Source organism: Nocardioides sp. YJ-D4 (genome assembly GCF_054031495.1).
In genome coordinates this window covers 5,368,653-5,385,068 of record NZ_CM132932.1, presented here as the reverse complement: position 1 = coordinate 5,385,068, position 16,416 = coordinate 5,368,653, and the positions used below count along the sequence as shown (strand labels likewise).

The following is a 16,416-nucleotide window of genomic DNA, read 5'->3' as shown; positions in this document are numbered from 1 at the left end:
ACACAGAAGGACCTGACATGGACCACCACGACACCACGACCGAGTCCGCCGACATCGTCGTCATCGGCGCCGGACTCTCCGGCATCGGCGCCGCGAAGTACCTGACGGACGACTTCCCGGACAAGAAGGTCCTCCTGCTCGAGGGCCGCGACGCGGTCGGCGGCACCTGGGACCTGTTCAAGTACCCGGGCATCCGATCCGACGACTCCGTGCACACCTATGGCTACGAGTTCAAGCCGTGGCTGCACAAGGAGGCGATCGCCGACGGCGCCTTCATCCGCGACTACATGGTCGAGGCCATCACCGAGTTCGGGCTTGACAAGATCCTGCGACTGAGGCATCGGGTCACCGCCGCCGACTGGTCCAGCGAGGACGCCCAGTGGACGCTGCGGGTCACCGCGACCGACGAGGCCGGCAACGAGACCCAGAAGACCATCCGAACCGGGTTCGTCTTCAGCGGCACCGGCTACTACCGCTACGACGAGGGTTACGAGCCTCGCTTCGAGGGGCGCGAGGACTTCCGGGGCGACATCCTTCACCCGCAGCACTGGCCGGAGGACTACGACTACAGCGGCAAGCGGGTGGTGATCATCGGCAGCGGCGCGACCGCGGTGACGATGCTTCCGGCGATGCTGACGGGCGAGGGCGCGGCAGCCCACGTCACCATGCTCCAGCGCACGCCGAGCTACGTAGCCTCGATCCCACGGGTCGACGAGCTCGCCCAGCGGCTCATGAAGCTCTTCGGCGTCAAGCGCGGGTACGCCGCCACGCGGTTCAAGAACTTCTGGTCCGACCACCTCATCGTGTCGCTGCTCTGCAGGTTCCCGAACTTCGGACGCAACCTGCTGCGCAAGTGGACCGCCAAGGAGCTGCCGGCCGGATTCGACGTGGACACCCACTTCGCACCGCCGTACAACCCGTGGGACCAGCGTCTGTGCGCCACCCCGGACGGAGAGTTCTTCACCGCGATCCGCGAGGGGAACGCCGACGTGGTGACCGACCAGATCGACCGGTTCACCGAGAACGGCATCCTGCTGAAGTCCGGGAAGACCCTCGAAGCCGACATCATCGTCACCGCGACCGGCCTCGTCATGCAGATGCTGGGCGGCATCCAGCCCACGGTGGACGGCGCCCCGGTCAAGATGTCCGACACGGTGCTGTATCGCGGCTCCCTCATCTCCGGCGTGCCCAACTGGGCGATGATGCTCGGCTACACCAAGGCGACCTGGACCCTGCGCATCCGCAACGTGTCCCGCCTCGCCGCCGAGGTCATCCGCACGATGGACGCGAAGGGGTACGACATCGCCGTGCCGGTCGCACCGGAGGGCATGCCCACCACGGACCTGCTCGACATCACGGCGGGCTACGTGCAACGCGCCAAGGATGACCTCCCCCGCCAGGGCACCAGCCTCCCGTGGCAGATGCACACCACCTTCGTACGGGACAACCGGCTCTTCAAGGGACAGCTGATACACGAGGACATCCGATTCTCGAAGCGATCCGTCGAGGCGCCGCACCTGGTCGAGGCAGCGTCATGAGCGAGCAGCGCTTCACCTCGAGCCAGCGCCTCCAGCGAGCTCTCCTTGTCTCCCTGAGCCGTCTGCCCGCGGGCCTTCAACGGATGCTGGCTCGGCCCGCGACCAGTACGGCCGGCGACACGATGGCGCCCGACGTCGCGCTGCTCATGAAGCTCGGCGAGTCCGGCCCCGACTACAGCGACCTGCCGCCCGCAGAGGCGCGCGCGACGACCGAGCGCGACCTGACCCTCTTCGCGGCACGGCTCCCCGAGTGCGGCTTGGAGGAGGAGATCGAGATCGGGGACGGTCTTCTCGCCACGCGCTACAGCACTGGCACCCCCGACCGCGGCCTGATCCTCTTCTTCCACGGCGGCGGGTTCGTCATCGGCAGTCGCGCGAGCTACACCGCTCCCGCGCGGATGCTCGCCCAGGGCACCGGCGCCGACGTCGTCTCCGTCGAATACCGCCTCGCTCCGGAGCACCCGTTCCCGGCCGCACAGGACGACGCGCTCGCGGCCTGGCAGTACGTCGTCGACCACGCCGCGGGCTGGGGCGTCGACCCGCGCCGTATCGTCGTCGCCGGCGAGAGTGCCGGCGGCAACATCGCCGCCGTGCTCTGCCAGCAGGTGCGCGACGGCGATGTTCAGCCGATGCTCCAGGTGCTCATCCAGCCCGTGACGGACCTCGTGGAGCACCGCCCCTCGCAGGACGAGTTCGCAGGGTCGCCCGCCCTGTCGGCCAAGCAGATCGCCTGGTTCGTGGAGAACTACCTCCCCGCAGGGGCCGACCCCGCCGCCCCACTCATCTCCCCCTATCGCGCGGCGTCGCTGGCAGGCCTGCCGCCGGCGATCGTCAACCTGGCCGGATTCGACCCGCTTCATGACGACGGGCTCGCGTACGCCACAGCACTTCGAGAGGCCGGCGTCCCGGCGCAGGTCGACCGCGAGGACGGCCTGGTCCACGGCTACCTGTCCTACACCGCGGTCAGCCCGAGCTGTATGCGCGCCACCGAGCGGCTCGTCTCCTCCATCTCCGACGCGCTGCGCCGTACCGACCACACCATCAGCGTCACGAAGGCGAGCTGAGAACCATGGCCACATCACCCGAGGTCCGCGAGGAGACCCACGAGGTCGTCGTCATCGGCGCCGGCATTGCCGGCCTGATGGCCGCAACGACCCTCGCCGACCGCGACGTCGTCGTGCTCGAGGCGACCGACCGCGCCGGCGGACGCGTCGACACCGTCCGAAAGGGCGACTACTGGATCAACGTCGGCACCCAGTTCACCGAGGGCACCGGCCCCCTGATCGAGGCGCTCCATCGTCACCGCGTCCCGCTTGGGACCCTGGAGGGCAAGTCGGTCGCCCTGCACCTGGGCGGCAAGCAGGTCGACACCTCGAACCCTTTCGCCCTGATGTTCCGGTCGAAGATGACCTGGCGCGACCGGTTCGGCCTGGCGGTGGTCGGCACTCGCATCCTGGCGAACGTGCCGTTCCTCGAGATGAGCGAGAAGAACCGGTGGGCCAACCGTGTCCGCGCGAAGCTCGACCGCCGTCGGGCGGACTTCGTCCTGCGGGGCGTCTCGTCCGACCTCACGCGCGAGATGGTGCGGTCGTGGTCCGGGCAGTGGATGGGCTGTGAGCCCGAGGAGACCGCCGCGCGGCAGTTCGTCTTCTCGATGGGCATCCTGCTCACCGATCCCGAGAAGGTGCCGAACCTGACGCTGCCGCAGGGCGGCAACCAGACGCTGACCGACATCCTCGCCGAGGATCTCGGCGACAGCATCCGGCTCAGCTCACCGGTCAGCTCCGTGGGGTGGACCGCCGACGGCGTGGTCGTCGACTACCAGGACGCTGAGGGGCCGGCCCGCCTGAGGGCGCGCCAGGCGATCGTTGCGGTGCCCGCGGACGTCGCGGTCAAGATCATGCCCGGGCTGCCGGCGGCCTACCGGACGGCCTTCGAGTCGATCCACTACGGCCGCTACGTGGTGGTGGGCTTCTTCACCCACGAGGACGGGAAGCCACAGCGCTGGGACGACTTCCTCGCGGTGTCGACCCCCGGGCGCTCGTTCCAGGCGATCTTCAACCACGCGGCCGCAGTACGCCGCGGGAGCGTCCGCAAGCCCGGCGGCGCTCTGGCCTGCTTCGCAGGAGGCGCCGAGGCCGACAAGCTCTTCGAGCTCACCGACGAGGAGATCGTCGCGCGGTTCACCTCGGACCTTCTCGAGGTCTACCCGGAGCTCGAGGGAAAGATCGACGCGGGCATCCTCCGTCGGCACCCGCGGGTCGTGCCGTTCTGGGGACCCGGCGGCCGGGCGTCGCACGAGACCCTCAAGCAGAATCTCGGGCCGGTCCACCTGGCAGGCGACTACGCCCTCGACATGCCGTCGCTGGCCGACGCCGCTGCGTCGGGCGAGCAAGCCGCGCACGAGGTGCTGGCGAGCCTGTCTCTGGGGTGAGGGTCGTCGACCCCGGAGCCGACGAGGCCGGACCTCAGCCCGACGCCGAGCGCAGCGCGTCGAGCAGAGGACCGGCCGCCTCGGCCAGGAACTGGTCGTTCGTCGACCCGTCGACCTGGACGAGAGCGACGTCGGTGAATCCGGCCTCCCAGAAGGGCCGGATCCCGTCGGTGATCGCATCGATGTCGGGACCGCACGGGATCGATGCGGCGACGTCCTCGTGGCGTACGAACTGCGAGGCCGCGGTGAAGCTCGCTGTGGTCGGACGCTCGCTGTTGACCGGCCAGCCGCCGCCGAACCAGCGAAACTGGTGGTGAGCGCGTTGGATGGCGGCGTCCGCGTCATCGGGATCCCAGCTGATCGGGGTCTGGCCGATGGCCCGGGTGTCACCGGATCCGATACTCGGCGCTCCCGGGACGTCGTTCCATGCCTTCACCAGAGCCGCATCGGGCTCGACGGCGATCAGGTGGTCGGCCAGGGCGGCGCAACGCTCGGACACCTGGGGGCCGCCGACCGCCAGCCCGACGGGCACCCGGGTGCTGGGCAGGTCCCAGAGCCGGGCAGCATCGACCTCGAAGTGCTCGCCTCGGTAGTCGACGAGCTCGCCGTCGAAGAGTGCGGAGATGATCTCCATCGCCTCGGCAAGCATCTCGTGCCTGGTGTGCACGGCCGGCCATCCGGCGCCCACGACGTGCTCGTTGAGATTCTCACCGCTGCCGAGGCCGAGCGTGAACCGGCCTTCGGAGAGCGCCTGCACGGTGGCGGCCTTCTGGGCGACGACGGCGGGGTGATACCGCATCGTCGGGCAGGTCACGTAGGTCATCAACGGGATCCGCCGCGTGGCCTGCGCGACTGCGCCCAGCACGCTCCAGGCGTACGGAGCGTGCCCCTGCTCGACCAGCCATGGCGAGTAGTGGTCGCTCATCGCAAGGAAGTCGAAGCCCGCCTCCTCGGCGGCGACGGCGTGGCGCACGAGGTCACTCGGGCCCGCCTGTTCGGTCATCAGGGTGTATCCGAATGCAACCATGCCGAAGTCGGTACCCGACGCGACGGCCAGCAATCCCTAGCAAACCTTCATTGTGCCCGGACCTATTCGCTGGCGGCGAGGTGGTCGCGGAGGCTCAGAGGATCGCGCCCGGTGAGGGTGGCTACGGCGCTGCTGACTCCGTCGAGCTGCCCTGCGGCGATGGCGGTGTAGGTGGAGACCCAGGCGTCGTACTGCCAGTCGGGCGCCTCCCAGCGGCGACGCGAGGCGTAGGCCTCCTCGATCGTCTCGTCGTGATAGCGCACCTCACGCCCACGATGCTCGGTGAGGATGTCGGCGACCTCGCTTATCGTGAGCGCCTCGGGGCCGGTGAGGTCGTACGTGAGTCCTCGGTGATCCTGCGGTGTCGTGAGCGTCGCGACGGCGGAGCGCGCCACGTCGGCCCGTGCGACCGCCGCGAAGCGCCCGTTGCCGGCCGGACCCCGGATGACGCCGTCCTCACCGACCAGGGAGGGGAGGAAGTCGAGGTAGAAGTTGTCGCGCAGCAGCGTGTAGCCCATCCCGCTCGCCTTGATCCGCTCCTCGGTGGCGAAGTGGTCGCGCGCGAGCGTGAAGTCGGCATCCGGCGCAGCACCGAAGAAGGAGGTGTAGACGATGTGCTCGACCCCGGCCGCCGCGGCGGCGTCGACGAAGGTCAGGTGCTGTTCCAGGCGGTCCGCCGACTCGGCGGCCGAGACCATGAGCACGGTCTGAACGCCGTCGAGGGCCCGCACCGCGGCCTCTCTGTCGCCGTAGGTGACTGCGTACGCGTCGGCTCCGGGGATCTCGGGAGCCCTGGAGGTGTCACGTACGAGAAGACGGAGCGCGGCGTCGGAGCCGCCCAGCGCACGGGCCACGGCGCCGCCGACGAAGCCGGTGGCGCCGGTGACGGCGATGGTGGTTGTCATTCTACGTCGTCCCTGAGTGCGGCGAGCGCCTCGTCGGCGTGGATCTCGGCCTTGAGCATGCCCTCGACGACGGCCTTGATCCGGCCGTCGGTGCCGATCGCGAAGGTCGTACGCTGCAGCGGCCCGAGCTTGCCGAGGAGGCTGGGCTTCACCCCGTAGAGCTCGGCGACCGACCCCGCGGGATCGGAGAGGACGGGATAGTCGAGGTCATGGTTGGCGGCGAAGCCGGCCTGCTTCTCCACGCTGTCCTTGCTGATCCCGAGCCGGTAGGCGCCGATCTCCTCGAACTCGCCGGCGAGGTCGCGGAAGTGGCAGGCCTCCTTGGTGCACACCGGCGTCTCTGCGGCCGGGTAGAAGAAGAGCACCACCGGGCCCTTCTCGAGCAGCGGAGCAAGGGAGACGGACGTACCGTCCTGGGCGGGGAGCGTGAAGTCGGGCGCGACAGCACCGGTCTCGAGCGGCATGACGCCAACCTACTCGGCACCCCACGACCCGAGGTCGAGCCCGCGGGCGAAGGACGGGATCGGCACCACGTACCCAACGCGAGGTATGAGCCGTTTCGTGCGGCCGCGCGCGGAGGATTCGGGCCTCGATGATCACGGCATCCCCGAGGAAGGACGATCACGGTGACATCGACGATGCCGTCGCACGATGACCTGAAGGACGCCGGCTGCTGGTTCGACGCCGACAAGGCGGGCGGGCAGATGATGACCGCGTTCAAGCGAGAGGCCCGGTGGCGGCAGCACCGCTGGGCGGTCGATGAGCTCGGGATCGTCTCCTTCGGCACCCACGCGGGGAGGCGGACCTTCGACGAGACCCCGGTCGAGGACATCCCCAACGGCACCAAGCTCGGCGACGGCGACGCGGAGGCGGGCGCGAACTTCCTCACCCCGGAGATCCACCGGATCGCCCGGGCGCGGGTCGCGGAGAAGCAGGATCACCAGACCCTCGACGCGAAACGCCTTTATCGCGATCTGCTCTCGTCGATGCCGATGGCGTTCAACCTCTTCGGCGAGGCGTCCCTGCCGGAGAACCATGCCTCCCGGCGCCGGCTCGCCGAGCTCTTCGGCGTGCCGGACGCCGAGCCCTCGGCGATCCTCTTCGAGTGGTCTCCAGGACGAGGCAGCGACCTCTACACCCGTGACCGCACCGCCTTCGACGTCGCGCTGGTGCTCGGGCGGCCGAACGCACCGCTGACCGTGCTCGGCGTCGAGACGAAGTATCACGAGCACTCCGCCAAGGACCCCAAGCCGTCCGCCGACAGACCGGCCGCCGTCGCAAGGCACGAGGATCAGACCGAGTTCCTGATCGCTGTCGCGGAGGCGTCCGGGGTGTTCAGACCGGGCTGGCAGGACAAGGTCCTCGACACCGCGCTGCGCCAGATCTGGCGCGACCACCTCCTCGCGCTCTCGATGCGGAACCACCCCGACCAGTGGACGCCCCAGACCCGCTACGTCCTGCTCCACCCGACTCGGAACGTGAGCTTCACGCAGGCAGCTGCGGCGTACGCGGACCTTCTCGTCGACGGCGACACCTCGTTCTCGGCGCTCACGCTGGAGCAGACCGTGGACGCCGCGTTCGCCCACGGCGGACCGGTCAAGGAGGCATTCGTACGCCGCTACCTGTGGTGAGGATGAGGCGAAATCCCGGACGCCGGGGGCTCACCCACGGCACTATGTCGGGCATGCCCGCCAGCCCGACCCTCCCGCTCGGCGTACGGATCGGCTATGGCTCCGGCTCCGTGGCGACCGGCACGTTCGGCACCATCCCGGGCCTGATGCTGCTTCCCTACCTGACCGACAGCCTCGGCATCGCCGCGCTGGCCGCGGGTTTCATCGTGTTCGCGCCGAAGGCGTGGGATGTCGTGCTGAACCCGATCGCGGGCCGGATCAGCGACCGGACGGTGGATCCACGGGGCCCGCGGCGACCGTGGCTGCGCCGGGCCGGGATCGGGCTGGCGGTGACGTTCGCGCTGCTGTTCGCGGCGCCGTCGATGGCGACCGGGCTCGAGGCGCTGTGGGTGCTGGTCCTGTTCCTGGCCTGCGCGACGGCGTACGCGTTCTTCCAGGTGCCCTACGTCGCCATGCCCGCCGAGCTGACCGAGTCCTATGACGAGCGCACCCGGCTGATGACCTGGCGGGTCGCGATCCTGGCGCTCACCATCCTGCTCGCCGGTGCGACCGCGCCGATGATCCGCGACGCCGTCGGTGGCCGTGACGGCTACCGGGTGATGGGCGTGGTGATGGCGGTGCTCATCCTGGCCGGAGTCTTCAGTGCGTACGTCGGCACCCGCCGGGCGCCCGTCCACACCGTCCAGCCGGGACCGGGCAGCCTGCGCGACCAGCTGAAGATCGTCGCGGCGGCGCCCGACTTCCGCCGGCTGCTCATCACGTTCGTGATCCAGGCCGTCGCGTTCGGCGCGATGCTGGCCGGCGTCGACTACCTAGCCGGCGACGTGATCGGCCGCGACGGCGCGGCGACGATCCTGTTCGTCTGCTTCGTCGGCCCCGCGCTGCTGCTCACCCCCGCATGGGCCGCGCTCGGCGCCAGGATCGGCAAGAAGAACGGGTACGTCGCCGCCTCGGTCGTCCTTGCCGCCGGTGCGCTGCTCGCCGCGACCGCGCAGACCGCACCGGTGGCCATGGTCTACGCCGCGGTGGTGCTCGTCGGGACCGGGTACGCCGGGTGCCAGGTGTTCCCGATGGCGATGCTTCCCGACGCGGCCGCCGTCGACGCCCGGCGCAGCGGGTCGAGCCGGATCGGCGTCTACACCGGCGTGTGGACCGCCGGCGAGACCCTCGGGCTCGCGCTCGGGCCCGGCGTCTACGCCGCGGTGCTCGCGCTCGGCGGCTACCGCTCCTCGACCGGGAGCGACGTCGCCCAGCCGGACTCGGCACTGACCGCGATCACGCTCGGCTTCTCGGTGCTGCCGGCCTGCCTCGCGCTGCTCAGCCTGCTCTGGCTGCGGCGCTACTCGCTCACCGCCGACGACGTCGACGGCGACAAGGATGGGACCGTGACCGTATGACCGACGCCCTGACCCAGCTCCGCGAGATGCAGTCCGCCGACCTGCCGGTGCACGGTGGCCGCACGCTCGCCTACGTCTACGACTCCGGCCTGCCCGACATCGACCGGATCGGCCGCGAGGCGGTCGCGGCCTACGCCGGCTCGAACGGCCTGGACCCGACGGCCTTCCCGAGCCTGCTCCGGATGGAGACCGAGGTGGTCGGCATGGCCGCCGATCTGCTCGACGCTCCCGAGACCGTGGTCGGCACGGTCACCTCCGGTGGCACCGAGTCGGTGCTTCTCGCGGTGCAGGCTGCGCGCGACGCCCATCCGAAGATCGAGCGGCCGCGGATGGTGCTCCCGGCGACCGCGCACGCCGCCTTCCACAAGGCGGCGCACTACTTCGGCGTCGAGCCGGTGCTGGTGCCGGTCGGGCCCGACTTCCGGGCGGATCCGGCCGCGATGGCCGCGGCGATGGACGAGCGCACCGTGCTGGTCGTCGCCTCGGCACCGTCCTACGCGCACGGCGTCGTCGACCCGGTCACCGCGATCGCGGCCGCTGCGGCCGAACGCGGGATCCGCTGCCACGTCGACGCGTGCATCGGCGGCTGGGTCCTGCCCTATGCGACGCGGCTGGGGCGGGACGTACCAGCCTGGACGTTCGCGGTCGAGGGCGTCACCTCGATCTCGGTCGACCTGCACAAGTACGCTTACGCCCCCAAGGGCACCTCGTTGCTGCTGCACCGCACCCCGGAGCTGAGGCGGCCGCAGTTCTTCGCCTCGGCCGCCTGGCCGGGCTACACGATGCTCAACTCCACGATGCAGTCCACGAAGTCGGGCGGACCGCTGGCCGGTGCCTGGGCGGTGCTGCGCTCATTGGGCGATGAGGGGTACGAGCGGCTCGCCCGCGACGTCTTCGAGGCGGTGGACCGGATCCGCGACGGGGTCGGCGAGATGCCCGAGCTCGCCGTGGTCAGCACCCCCGACTCGACGCTTCTCGCGCTCACCACCGACGGCAGCTGCGACCCGTTCACGGTCTGCGACGAGATGGCGGCGCGCGGCTGGTACGTCCAGCCACAGATGTCCTTCGCCGGCTCCCCCGCCACGATCCACCTGTCGGTGAGCGCGGCGACGCTCTCCCACGTACCGGAGCTTCTCGCCGCTCTCGGCGAGGCGGTCGAGGCCGCCGTGGCGGCAGGCCCGGTCACCGTCGACCCGGCCGTCGCCGCGTTCATCGGCGACCTCGACCCGTTCTCCTTGTCCGAGGAGGACTTCGACGGCCTGCTGCTCGCCGCGGGACTCGTCGGCGCCGACAGCGCCGACGGCGCAGAGAGCGGCCTCGCGCTGCCGCAGCGGATGGCCGAGGTCAACGCGATGCTCGACCTGGCCTCCGCCGCGATGCGCGAGGCGCTGCTGGTGGCCTTTCTCGACCGGCTGACCCGGCCTACTCGGCGGAGTCGCTGAGCCGGCGCTTCCTCCGGGCCAGCATCAGGATCAGGCTGAGCACGATCGCAGCGACGATGCCGCTCCGGATCTGTACGTCTCGAGACCTGGCAGCCACCTGCGCACGCTGCTTGACCTCGTGAGCCTTCTCCTTCCCCCGCGTCTTCACGTCCAGCCGGGCGGCGAGCTCGTCGAGGGTGTCGGCCATCTCGTGCCGGGTGGTGTCCAGCTCGGCCTCGACCGCGGCGATGCTGTCGTCGCCGGCCTCGACGGGCCGGCGCACATGGTCCTGCGTCATGACGTACTCCTCGGGGTGTGGTCCTCGGCGTGACGGTGCTTGACGGTCTCCACGTCCCGCTTGAAGCCCTCGGTGGCGCGTTCGGGCTTCATCGGGGTCCCCTCCGAGACCTGCTTCTTCCCGAACAGGGCGATCCCGCCGGCGATGATCAGGAGTACGACTCCGACCAGCACCGCGGCCAGCCAGGCGTCCATGACCAGCGCGAGGGCGAGGATCGCCGCGGCGATCAGGACCCCGACGCCATAGAGCGCCACCAGGCCGGCGGCGCCGAACGCCCCGGCCCCCTTGCCGGTGTGCTTGGCCTTCTCGGTCAGCTCGAGGCGGGCGAGCTCGAGCTCGCCTCGCATGAGGCTGGACATCTCCGTGGATAGTCGCGAGACCAGCTCACCCATCGACGCGTCGGTCTGATGATGAAGCGTCACGACTCCCACCCCCGCGGCATGTCGGTCACCGGGTCAGTCGAGGTGGTGTGGGGACGCGGAGTGCTCGGCGTCGTCTGGGGAGTCGGAGCTGCCGGCGGCGGCGTGGAGTCGCCGGGCATCTTGTCCCGGACGGTGTGCTTGGCCAGGTCTGCCTTCTCCTCGGCCACGACCCGAGCGCGGTGCGCCTTCTCCTGGACACGCGGGTCGTGCCACAGGTCCTGTGCCTTGGCCACCATCGCGTCGTACCGCTCACGTCCAGCGCGAGCGCCGAGGACGTAGCCGATACCGAAGGCAGCCAGCCATCCTGGTTTCTTGAACATGTTGTTCCTCCTCATCGCTGTACACCTGGTCGGTACCCAGGTGACGAGGAGATACGCGGGTGACCTAAGTCGGAGGGTCCGCGGTGAGCAGGACGAGCGCGAGGTCGGCCAGCTGGGTCTCGAGCGCCTGGCGGCTCGAGCGCGGCTGATGCAGCGCCCAGTCGTAGACGATCGCGGTCACCGCGCCCACCAGAGCCAGCGCGGCGAAGCGCCAGTCACGATCGCGGATCTCGCCCCGAGCCACGGAGGCGGTGCACTCGGTGCCCACGATCTCGACCAGGGTCTCGCGGTAGTCGAGCCGAAGCTTCTCGATACGCGGGCTCGCGCCCATGATCTCCACGAACGCGATCCGGGCGACGCGCGGGTCCTTGAGCATCGGGTCGAGATAGGCCAGCACCGCTGCAGGCACCCGCTCGGAGATCGGCTCCCCGGCGGTCGCCGTCAACGACGCGGCCACTCGGGCGTAGGAGTCGGCGGTGATCCGGTCGTAGAGGTCGACGAAGAGATCCTCCTTGCCGGGGTAGATCTCGTAGAAGTGCCGGGTCGACACCTTCGAGGCAGCGCAGACACCCGGGATCGTGGTCGCCGCGTAACCCTGGGTGCCGATGATCTCCTTGGCGGTCTCCAGCAGCCGCTGGCGGCGCTGGGCGTCACGCTCCTCGCGGGTCAGCCCGCCGTACGAACGGCCCTGCTGCGCCATCAGCCTGGCGACCCGACCGAGCAGACGAAGGGGGCGGCATCGGCCGGGTCGAGCGCGTTCTTCACCAGGTGCCAGACGTTGGTGTCGTACGCCTCGCCGATGTGGCCGACCGGGTCGTGCGGGCAGACGTCCTGCACATAGGTGTTGGTGACGCCCGGCTCGCGCACGAACGCGGTCTCGGTGGGCGTGACGAGCTCGTCGTACCTCGACTGGATGATCGTGTACGTCACGCCGGGCTGCGCGATCGGACCGCTCGTCAAGGTGCGTACGGCACTGCCGTCGGTGACCAGCTGGGTGCAGGCGATGCAGCCGAAGGTGGTGAGGACCTGTCCGGCCAGCTCGTCCGCGCCCAGGGCCATGCCGAGCCGGTAGAGGCCGGCGAACGTGGTGCCGTGGGTCGGCGGCGCGATGGCGACGACCTTGTCGATCCGGTCGGAGATGCCCTGCGTCTTGGTGACGTAGAGCGTCTGGAACCCTCCCTCGGAGTGGCCGACCAGATCAGCCTTCGCGGCGCCGGTCTGCGCCAGCACCCCCTGGACGAAGGTCTTGATCTGAGCCGCCGACCTGCCGATGTCCCCCACCCCGCCGACGAACGGGCCGTAGGCGCCGGTGCCGTAGGTCAGGCTGTAGGTGCAGTAGCCCTGCGCCGCCACGTCGGCCTGGAGGAAGTTGAGGTCCTCGTCCTTGTTGGCTCCCAGCCCGTGCAGGAAGACGACCGGGTTGGGGTGGTCGGCCGATGGCCGGCAGGCGGCGTCGTTGACGCCTCCCGCCGCCTGCGCCGGTGGGGCGATCAGCAGGGTCGATGCCGCGAGCAGCACCACGACGGCACGGATGACAGCAGAGCGCTTGACCATGACAGACCACTTCTCTCCAGGCGGACCGGACAAGCCGACCCTAAGCCGACCCGGCGAATTTGACAATGCGCATTTTCAGATGGATCGGTTGTCACGGACGGCGGCCCTGCCCGGTCGACTGGGTGTGCACACTTCGACTTCTCAACGCCGGGCCTGGTGGTCGACCATCACGCTGAAGCTCGTCATGGCCATCAGCGGCCTGCTGTTCATCGCGTTCGTGCTCGGCCACGTCTACGGCAACCTGAAGGCGTTCAGCGGCCACGATGCGTACAACGAGTACGCCGAGCACCTGCGCACGCTGGGCGAGCCGATCTTCCCCCGCTCCGGGCTGCTCTGGATCATGCGCGTCGGGCTGATCGCCGCGCTGGTGGCGCATGTCTCCAGCGCGATCGTCCTCGCCCGACGCGCACGACGCGCGAGGGGCCGCTACGCCGCCCGGCCGCCGCGGCGAGCCTCGTCGCTCGCCTCCCGCACGATGCTCACCGGCGGCCTGGGGCTCTTCCTCTTCCTCGGGTGGCACCTGGTCAACTTCACGATCGGCAAGGTCAACGTACGTGGCGGCCCGACGAACGACCCGTTCAACCTGGTGGTCGACACGTTCAGCGTCTGGTGGTCCACCGCGCTCTACCTCGCCGCGATGCTCGTCCTCGGGATGCACCTGTGGCACGGCACCTGGAGTTCCCTGCAGACCCTCGGCTGGACAGTGACCGCCAAGCGGCGCCAGGCGGCGAAGGCGACCGCCATGGCCGTCGCCGTCCTCGTCGCCGGCGGCTTCTCGCTCTCCCCCATCGCCATCCAGCTCGGCCTCATCGGGCCGTGAACGTCCCACCAGCAAGGAGAACCATCATGCGTATCGCCATCGCCGGAGTCAGCGGTCTCGTCGGATCGGCACTGACCAAGGCCGCCCAGGCGGCCGGCCACGAGGTCGTCGGCCTGTCCAAGGAGTCCGGCACCGACGTACTCCAGCCGGCCGGGCTCGCCGACGCACTGGCCGGCGCCGAGGCGCTCGTCGACGTCGTACAGAGCCCGTCGCTCGACGAAGAGGGCGCCACCGCCTTCTTCACCGCGGCCGCCACCAACCTCGGCACGGCAGCCCACGAGGCGGGAGTACGTCGTACCGTCGTCCTCTCGATCATCGGCGTCGACACGATCGCCGAGTCCGAGGCCGAGGCGGGCACCGGCTTCGACGGCTACTACCGCGCCAAGTACGCCCAGGAGCTGGCCTGCGTCGCACACGCACCCGGCCCGCACGTGGTCCGGTCCGCGCAGTTCCACGACATCGCCCGCCAGGCGATCGGCTGGGGCCGCGACGGCGACCGCACCACCGTGCCGGACCTGGTCACGCAGCCCGTCGCCGTCGACGCGATGGTCGAGGTGCTTCTCGCCGTCGCCACCGGCGAGATCGAGGATGACCTCGTCGAGGTCGCCGGTCCACGCCAGGAGACTCTTGCCCGCCTGTCGGCCTCCTACGCCGAGCGCGCAGGCGACCCGGTGACGGTGTTCGGCGCCCCTGTCGGCGAGCTGGTGCGCGACGGGGTGCTGCTGCCCGGCGAGGGCGGGCACCTGGTCGGGCCGAGCTTCGATGAGTGGCTCGAGGCCACGGTCAGCGCCTGAGGCGCAGCCCGGTGAATGCTGGGCTGCGCCTCACGGTATCGGCACGGCTCACTTGCTCCACCCGTAGAAGGGCGACCGGTCGCCGGCGTCCCAGCGCTCCCGCAGGCCGGGGGCCGTGAGGTCCCAGTCGGGACGGATCTCACGCGTCACCTCTCGCAGGTCGTGCCATAGATCGGTTGTCGACGGGCGTCCCCAGAACCAGTAGCCGTTGTAGACCGAGTGCACCACGAGCCCGGGCTTGAGCACGAGGGTGTGCGGGATCATCGGGTCGTCGGTCGGGTCGGTGTACTCCTGGATGCCGAGCTCGCGCTGCACGGTCCGGTGCGGGTCGGACAGGAACGGCCACTGGGCGCCCACGGCGTCATGGAACTCCTGGGTGCCGCGGGGCCGGTCGGTGGTGATGGTCGCAACCTTCGCGTACGCAACGGCGATCTTCGGATAGAACGCCGCCAGGTCGAGGTGCTGCTGGTGCTCCTTTGGGCAATAGGAACCGCGGGCGAGGGTGAGGATCATCGGGTCGTCGCCCTGGATCTCACTCAGCCGCCGGCGGACGCCGGTGTGGTCGGGCAGCTCGTAGTCCGGGAACGTGCCACCGGGTGTCAGGGCGGGGTGCATGTCTCTCCTCCGTTGGGTTTGGTCATCTACTCGACCGAGTACGCCCCGTCCCCGTGACGTCACATCGGCGGGGCGTGTCCGGTCGATTCGGGTGGCAGGCGGAGGTCGAGTCGCGGGTAAGGACGGGAATCACCGGGTTTCACCGGGGCGGTACGCCGCCAGGCCGGAAGCAGAGAGCGACTGGACCCGTTCGTCACCTCCGCCTGCCTGCCGCTGCCACGCAGCGCCTTGCCACGTGGTCGGTGGTGCGTCGCAGTCACGCCCGGGCGAGCCGTTCGACCGGCAGCAGGAACCAGTGACCCAGCAGGCAGCTGATCCGGGCATGCTCGATCGGACCGTCGGTGCTCTCGACCACGGCGCGCCACACCACGTCAGCCGGATGACCGCACTCGGGGCAGGTCGTCACGTCCATGGGACCATCGCTCTCCTCGGTGGAACCCGAGAGTCGGGACCGCGGGTGGAGCGACCGGCGTCACCGGCCGCTCCACCCGCGGATCGGGGTCAGGCGGCGGTGGCCGCCGCGCAGCCGGCGAGGGCCTCGAGGATCACCTCGGTCACCTCGTCCGGGTGGGACACGCTGACGGCGTGCGACGCGCCTGCGATCTCGCGGACGCCGCGCGCCCCGGCACGCGCTGCTTCCTCGCGCAGCTCGGCGGCCGGGATGTTTCGGTCGTCCCCGGCGATGACGAACCAGCTCGGCAGGGTCTTCCACCCGGGCCGGTCGGTCGGCAGACCGTCCTTGAGGGCCTGTTCGGTGACGGGACGCTGGGTACGCCCCATCTGGCACGCAACCGCATAGGAAACGTCCGCGCAGAACTGCTCGTGGAAGGCCTCGAGGCGGATCGCGAGCTCGTTGCCACCGCTGCTGACCGGGTAGGCGGTGAGCGCCTCGCCCAGCGTGCTTCCAGGCTGTCGCGACGACAGCTCGAAGGCGCTCTCGCCCTCGTCGGGCGCGAATGCGGCGACGTAGACGAGGCCGACGACCGACGGGTTCTCGGCGCCCGCAGCACCCGTGATGACGATGCCGCCGTACGAGTGACCGACCAGCAGGACGGGGCGGCCGAGACCGGCGATCACGTCGCGCAGGTAGGTCGCGTCGTTCCGTACGCCTCGGAGCGGGTTGGCGACGGCCACGACGTCGACGCCGCGGCCGTGGAGCCGCTCGATGACGCCGTTCCAGCTCGCAGACTCGGCGAACGCGCCGTGCACGAGGACGACGAGGGGTGACTGTTCAGACATG

19 protein-coding genes are annotated in these 16,416 nt (G+C 70.1%); 8 read left to right on the top strand and 11 right to left on the bottom strand.

All coding sequences use genetic code 11. From position 1 onward, the window contains the following. The first annotated feature begins 17 nt into the window (after positions 1 to 17). From ACW14X_RS25720 to ACW14X_RS25710, 3 genes are read left to right on the top strand one after another with little or no spacing between them, the layout of a single operon-like run. Positions 18 to 1,538 (top strand): flavin-containing monooxygenase, encoded by a 1,521-nt coding sequence (locus ACW14X_RS25720; RefSeq protein WP_457163792.1) that lies wholly within the window; start codon positions 18 to 20, stop codon positions 1,536 to 1,538. After that, complete coding sequence (locus ACW14X_RS25715; RefSeq protein ID WP_457163791.1) at positions 1,535 to 2,602, top strand: alpha/beta hydrolase; 1,068 nt, start codon at positions 1,535 to 1,537, stop codon at positions 2,600 to 2,602. The genes ACW14X_RS25720 and ACW14X_RS25715 overlap by 4 nt, the downstream gene beginning before the upstream one ends. A gap of 5 nt (positions 2,603 to 2,607) precedes the next feature. Next, entirely contained in the window at positions 2,608 to 3,972 is a 1,365-nt protein-coding gene (locus tag ACW14X_RS25710) for a flavin monoamine oxidase family protein (protein WP_457163790.1), read from the top strand. Positions 3,973 to 4,006: 34 nt separating this feature from the next. Here ACW14X_RS25710 and ACW14X_RS25705 read toward each other — a convergent pair whose 3' ends face one another. The 3 genes from ACW14X_RS25705 to ACW14X_RS25695 form a co-directional block, all read right to left on the bottom strand. Then, a complete protein-coding gene (locus ACW14X_RS25705) occupies positions 4,007 to 4,999 on the bottom strand; it encodes a TIGR03557 family F420-dependent LLM class oxidoreductase (RefSeq protein WP_457163789.1) in 993 nt (330 codons plus the stop codon). Positions 5,000 to 5,061: 62 nt separating this feature from the next. Further along, on the bottom strand, positions 5,062 to 5,904 hold the full coding sequence (locus ACW14X_RS25700) for an SDR family oxidoreductase (protein WP_457163788.1): 843 nt from the start codon (positions 5,902 to 5,904) through the stop codon (positions 5,062 to 5,064). Then, positions 5,901 to 6,368 (bottom strand): peroxiredoxin, encoded by a 468-nt coding sequence (locus tag ACW14X_RS25695; RefSeq protein WP_457163787.1) that lies wholly within the window; start codon positions 6,366 to 6,368, stop codon positions 5,901 to 5,903. Before ACW14X_RS25695 ends, ACW14X_RS25700 begins: the two co-directional genes overlap by 4 nt. A 162-nt stretch (positions 6,369 to 6,530) precedes the next feature. Between ACW14X_RS25695 and ACW14X_RS25690 the strand changes: the two genes are divergently transcribed. Genes ACW14X_RS25690 through ACW14X_RS25680 form a run of 3 tightly spaced genes read left to right on the top strand, consistent with a single transcriptional unit; the run spans position 6,531 to position 10,374 of the window. After that, the gene (locus ACW14X_RS25690) at positions 6,531 to 7,535 is read left to right on the top strand and encodes a PGN_0703 family putative restriction endonuclease (RefSeq protein WP_457163786.1); all 1,005 of its coding nucleotides are present in this window, start codon (positions 6,531 to 6,533) and stop codon (positions 7,533 to 7,535) included. A gap of 53 nt (positions 7,536 to 7,588) precedes the next feature. Continuing rightward, entirely contained in the window at positions 7,589 to 8,932 is a 1,344-nt protein-coding gene (locus tag ACW14X_RS25685; protein ID WP_457163785.1) for an MFS transporter, read from the top strand. After that, complete coding sequence (locus ACW14X_RS25680; protein ID WP_457163784.1) at positions 8,929 to 10,374, top strand: pyridoxal phosphate-dependent decarboxylase family protein; 1,446 nt, start codon at positions 8,929 to 8,931, stop codon at positions 10,372 to 10,374. Before ACW14X_RS25685 ends, ACW14X_RS25680 begins: the two co-directional genes overlap by 4 nt. Here the strand turns inward: ACW14X_RS25680 and ACW14X_RS25675 are convergent. The 5 genes from ACW14X_RS25675 to ACW14X_RS25655 form a co-directional block, all read right to left on the bottom strand. Next, entirely contained in the window at positions 10,355 to 10,651 is a 297-nt protein-coding gene (locus tag ACW14X_RS25675) for a DUF3618 domain-containing protein (RefSeq protein ID WP_160022326.1), read from the bottom strand. The two genes, ACW14X_RS25680 and ACW14X_RS25675, sit on opposite strands and share 20 nt — an antisense overlap. After that, positions 10,648 to 11,073, bottom strand: coding sequence for a phage holin family protein (locus tag ACW14X_RS25670; protein WP_350839567.1), 426 nt, complete (start codon positions 11,071 to 11,073; stop codon positions 10,648 to 10,650). Before ACW14X_RS25670 ends, ACW14X_RS25675 begins: the two co-directional genes overlap by 4 nt. Then, positions 11,070 to 11,393: a hypothetical protein gene (locus tag ACW14X_RS25665; protein ID WP_201450986.1), complete on the bottom strand. Its 324-nt coding sequence runs from the start codon at positions 11,391 to 11,393 to the stop codon at positions 11,070 to 11,072. Before ACW14X_RS25665 ends, ACW14X_RS25670 begins: the two co-directional genes overlap by 4 nt. Positions 11,394 to 11,457: 64 nt before the next feature. Then, positions 11,458 to 12,093, bottom strand: coding sequence for a TetR/AcrR family transcriptional regulator (locus ACW14X_RS25660; RefSeq protein ID WP_160022322.1), 636 nt, complete (start codon positions 12,091 to 12,093; stop codon positions 11,458 to 11,460). Next, the gene (locus ACW14X_RS25655) at positions 12,093 to 12,947 is read right to left on the bottom strand and encodes an esterase/lipase family protein (protein ID WP_350839565.1); all 855 of its coding nucleotides are present in this window, start codon (positions 12,945 to 12,947) and stop codon (positions 12,093 to 12,095) included. Before ACW14X_RS25655 ends, ACW14X_RS25660 begins: the two co-directional genes overlap by 1 nt. Positions 12,948 to 13,071: 124 nt before the next feature. On the opposite strand from ACW14X_RS25655, the gene ACW14X_RS25650 reads away from it, so the two are divergent. Together ACW14X_RS25650 and ACW14X_RS25645 are read left to right on the top strand one after the other, a co-directional pair. Next, positions 13,072 to 13,767, top strand: coding sequence for a succinate dehydrogenase cytochrome b subunit (locus tag ACW14X_RS25650; RefSeq protein WP_457163783.1), 696 nt, complete (start codon positions 13,072 to 13,074; stop codon positions 13,765 to 13,767). Positions 13,768 to 13,793: 26 nt separating this feature from the next. Further along, positions 13,794 to 14,561, top strand: a complete 768-nt coding sequence (locus ACW14X_RS25645; RefSeq protein WP_457163782.1) for an SDR family oxidoreductase — start codon at positions 13,794 to 13,796, stop codon at positions 14,559 to 14,561. 48 nt (positions 14,562 to 14,609) lie between these two features. On the opposite strand, the gene ACW14X_RS25640 is transcribed toward ACW14X_RS25645, so the two are convergent. The 3 genes from ACW14X_RS25640 to ACW14X_RS25630 form a co-directional block, all read right to left on the bottom strand. Beyond that, positions 14,610 to 15,176, bottom strand: coding sequence for a redoxin domain-containing protein (locus ACW14X_RS25640; protein ID WP_400470085.1), 567 nt, complete (start codon positions 15,174 to 15,176; stop codon positions 14,610 to 14,612). 256 nt (positions 15,177 to 15,432) lie between these two features. Beyond that, positions 15,433 to 15,588: a hypothetical protein gene (locus tag ACW14X_RS25635; protein WP_400470082.1), complete on the bottom strand. Its 156-nt coding sequence runs from the start codon at positions 15,586 to 15,588 to the stop codon at positions 15,433 to 15,435. An 89-nt stretch (positions 15,589 to 15,677) separates the two neighbouring features. Further along, positions 15,678 to 16,415 (bottom strand): alpha/beta fold hydrolase, encoded by a 738-nt coding sequence (locus ACW14X_RS25630; protein ID WP_457163781.1) that lies wholly within the window; start codon positions 16,413 to 16,415, stop codon positions 15,678 to 15,680. Position 16,416 lies beyond the last annotated feature (1 nt).

Excerpts from the sequence above, each read along its gene's own strand:
- ACW14X_RS25720 (WP_457163792.1), top strand. The coding sequence starts at position 18 with ATGGACCACCACGACACCACGACCGAGTCCGCCGACATCGTCGTCATC.
- ACW14X_RS25715 (WP_457163791.1), top strand. The coding sequence starts at position 1,535 with ATGAGCGAGCAGCGCTTCACCTCGAGCCAGCGCCTCCAGCGAGCTCTC.
- ACW14X_RS25710 (WP_457163790.1), top strand. The coding sequence starts at position 2,608 with ATGGCCACATCACCCGAGGTCCGCGAGGAGACCCACGAGGTCGTCGTC.
- ACW14X_RS25705 (WP_457163789.1), bottom strand. The coding sequence starts at position 4,999 with ATGGTTGCATTCGGATACACCCTGATGACCGAACAGGCGGGCCCGAGT.
- ACW14X_RS25700 (WP_457163788.1), bottom strand. The coding sequence starts at position 5,904 with ATGACAACCACCATCGCCGTCACCGGCGCCACCGGCTTCGTCGGCGGC.
- ACW14X_RS25695 (WP_457163787.1), bottom strand. The coding sequence starts at position 6,368 with ATGCCGCTCGAGACCGGTGCTGTCGCGCCCGACTTCACGCTCCCCGCC.
- ACW14X_RS25685 (WP_457163785.1), top strand. The coding sequence starts at position 7,589 with ATGCCCGCCAGCCCGACCCTCCCGCTCGGCGTACGGATCGGCTATGGC.
- ACW14X_RS25680 (WP_457163784.1), top strand. The coding sequence starts at position 8,929 with ATGACCGACGCCCTGACCCAGCTCCGCGAGATGCAGTCCGCCGACCTG.
- ACW14X_RS25675 (WP_160022326.1), bottom strand. The coding sequence starts at position 10,651 with ATGACGCAGGACCATGTGCGCCGGCCCGTCGAGGCCGGCGACGACAGC.
- ACW14X_RS25665 (WP_201450986.1), bottom strand. The coding sequence starts at position 11,393 with ATGTTCAAGAAACCAGGATGGCTGGCTGCCTTCGGTATCGGCTACGTC.
- ACW14X_RS25660 (WP_160022322.1), bottom strand. The coding sequence starts at position 12,093 with ATGGCGCAGCAGGGCCGTTCGTACGGCGGGCTGACCCGCGAGGAGCGT.
- ACW14X_RS25655 (WP_350839565.1), bottom strand. The coding sequence starts at position 12,947 with ATGGTCAAGCGCTCTGCTGTCATCCGTGCCGTCGTGGTGCTGCTCGCG.
- ACW14X_RS25645 (WP_457163782.1), top strand. The coding sequence starts at position 13,794 with ATGCGTATCGCCATCGCCGGAGTCAGCGGTCTCGTCGGATCGGCACTG.
- ACW14X_RS25640 (WP_400470085.1), bottom strand. The coding sequence starts at position 15,176 with ATGCACCCCGCCCTGACACCCGGTGGCACGTTCCCGGACTACGAGCTG.
- ACW14X_RS25635 (WP_400470082.1), bottom strand. The coding sequence starts at position 15,588 with ATGGACGTGACGACCTGCCCCGAGTGCGGTCATCCGGCTGACGTGGTG.
- ACW14X_RS25630 (WP_457163781.1), bottom strand. The coding sequence starts at position 16,415 with ATGTCTGAACAGTCACCCCTCGTCGTCCTCGTGCACGGCGCGTTCGCC.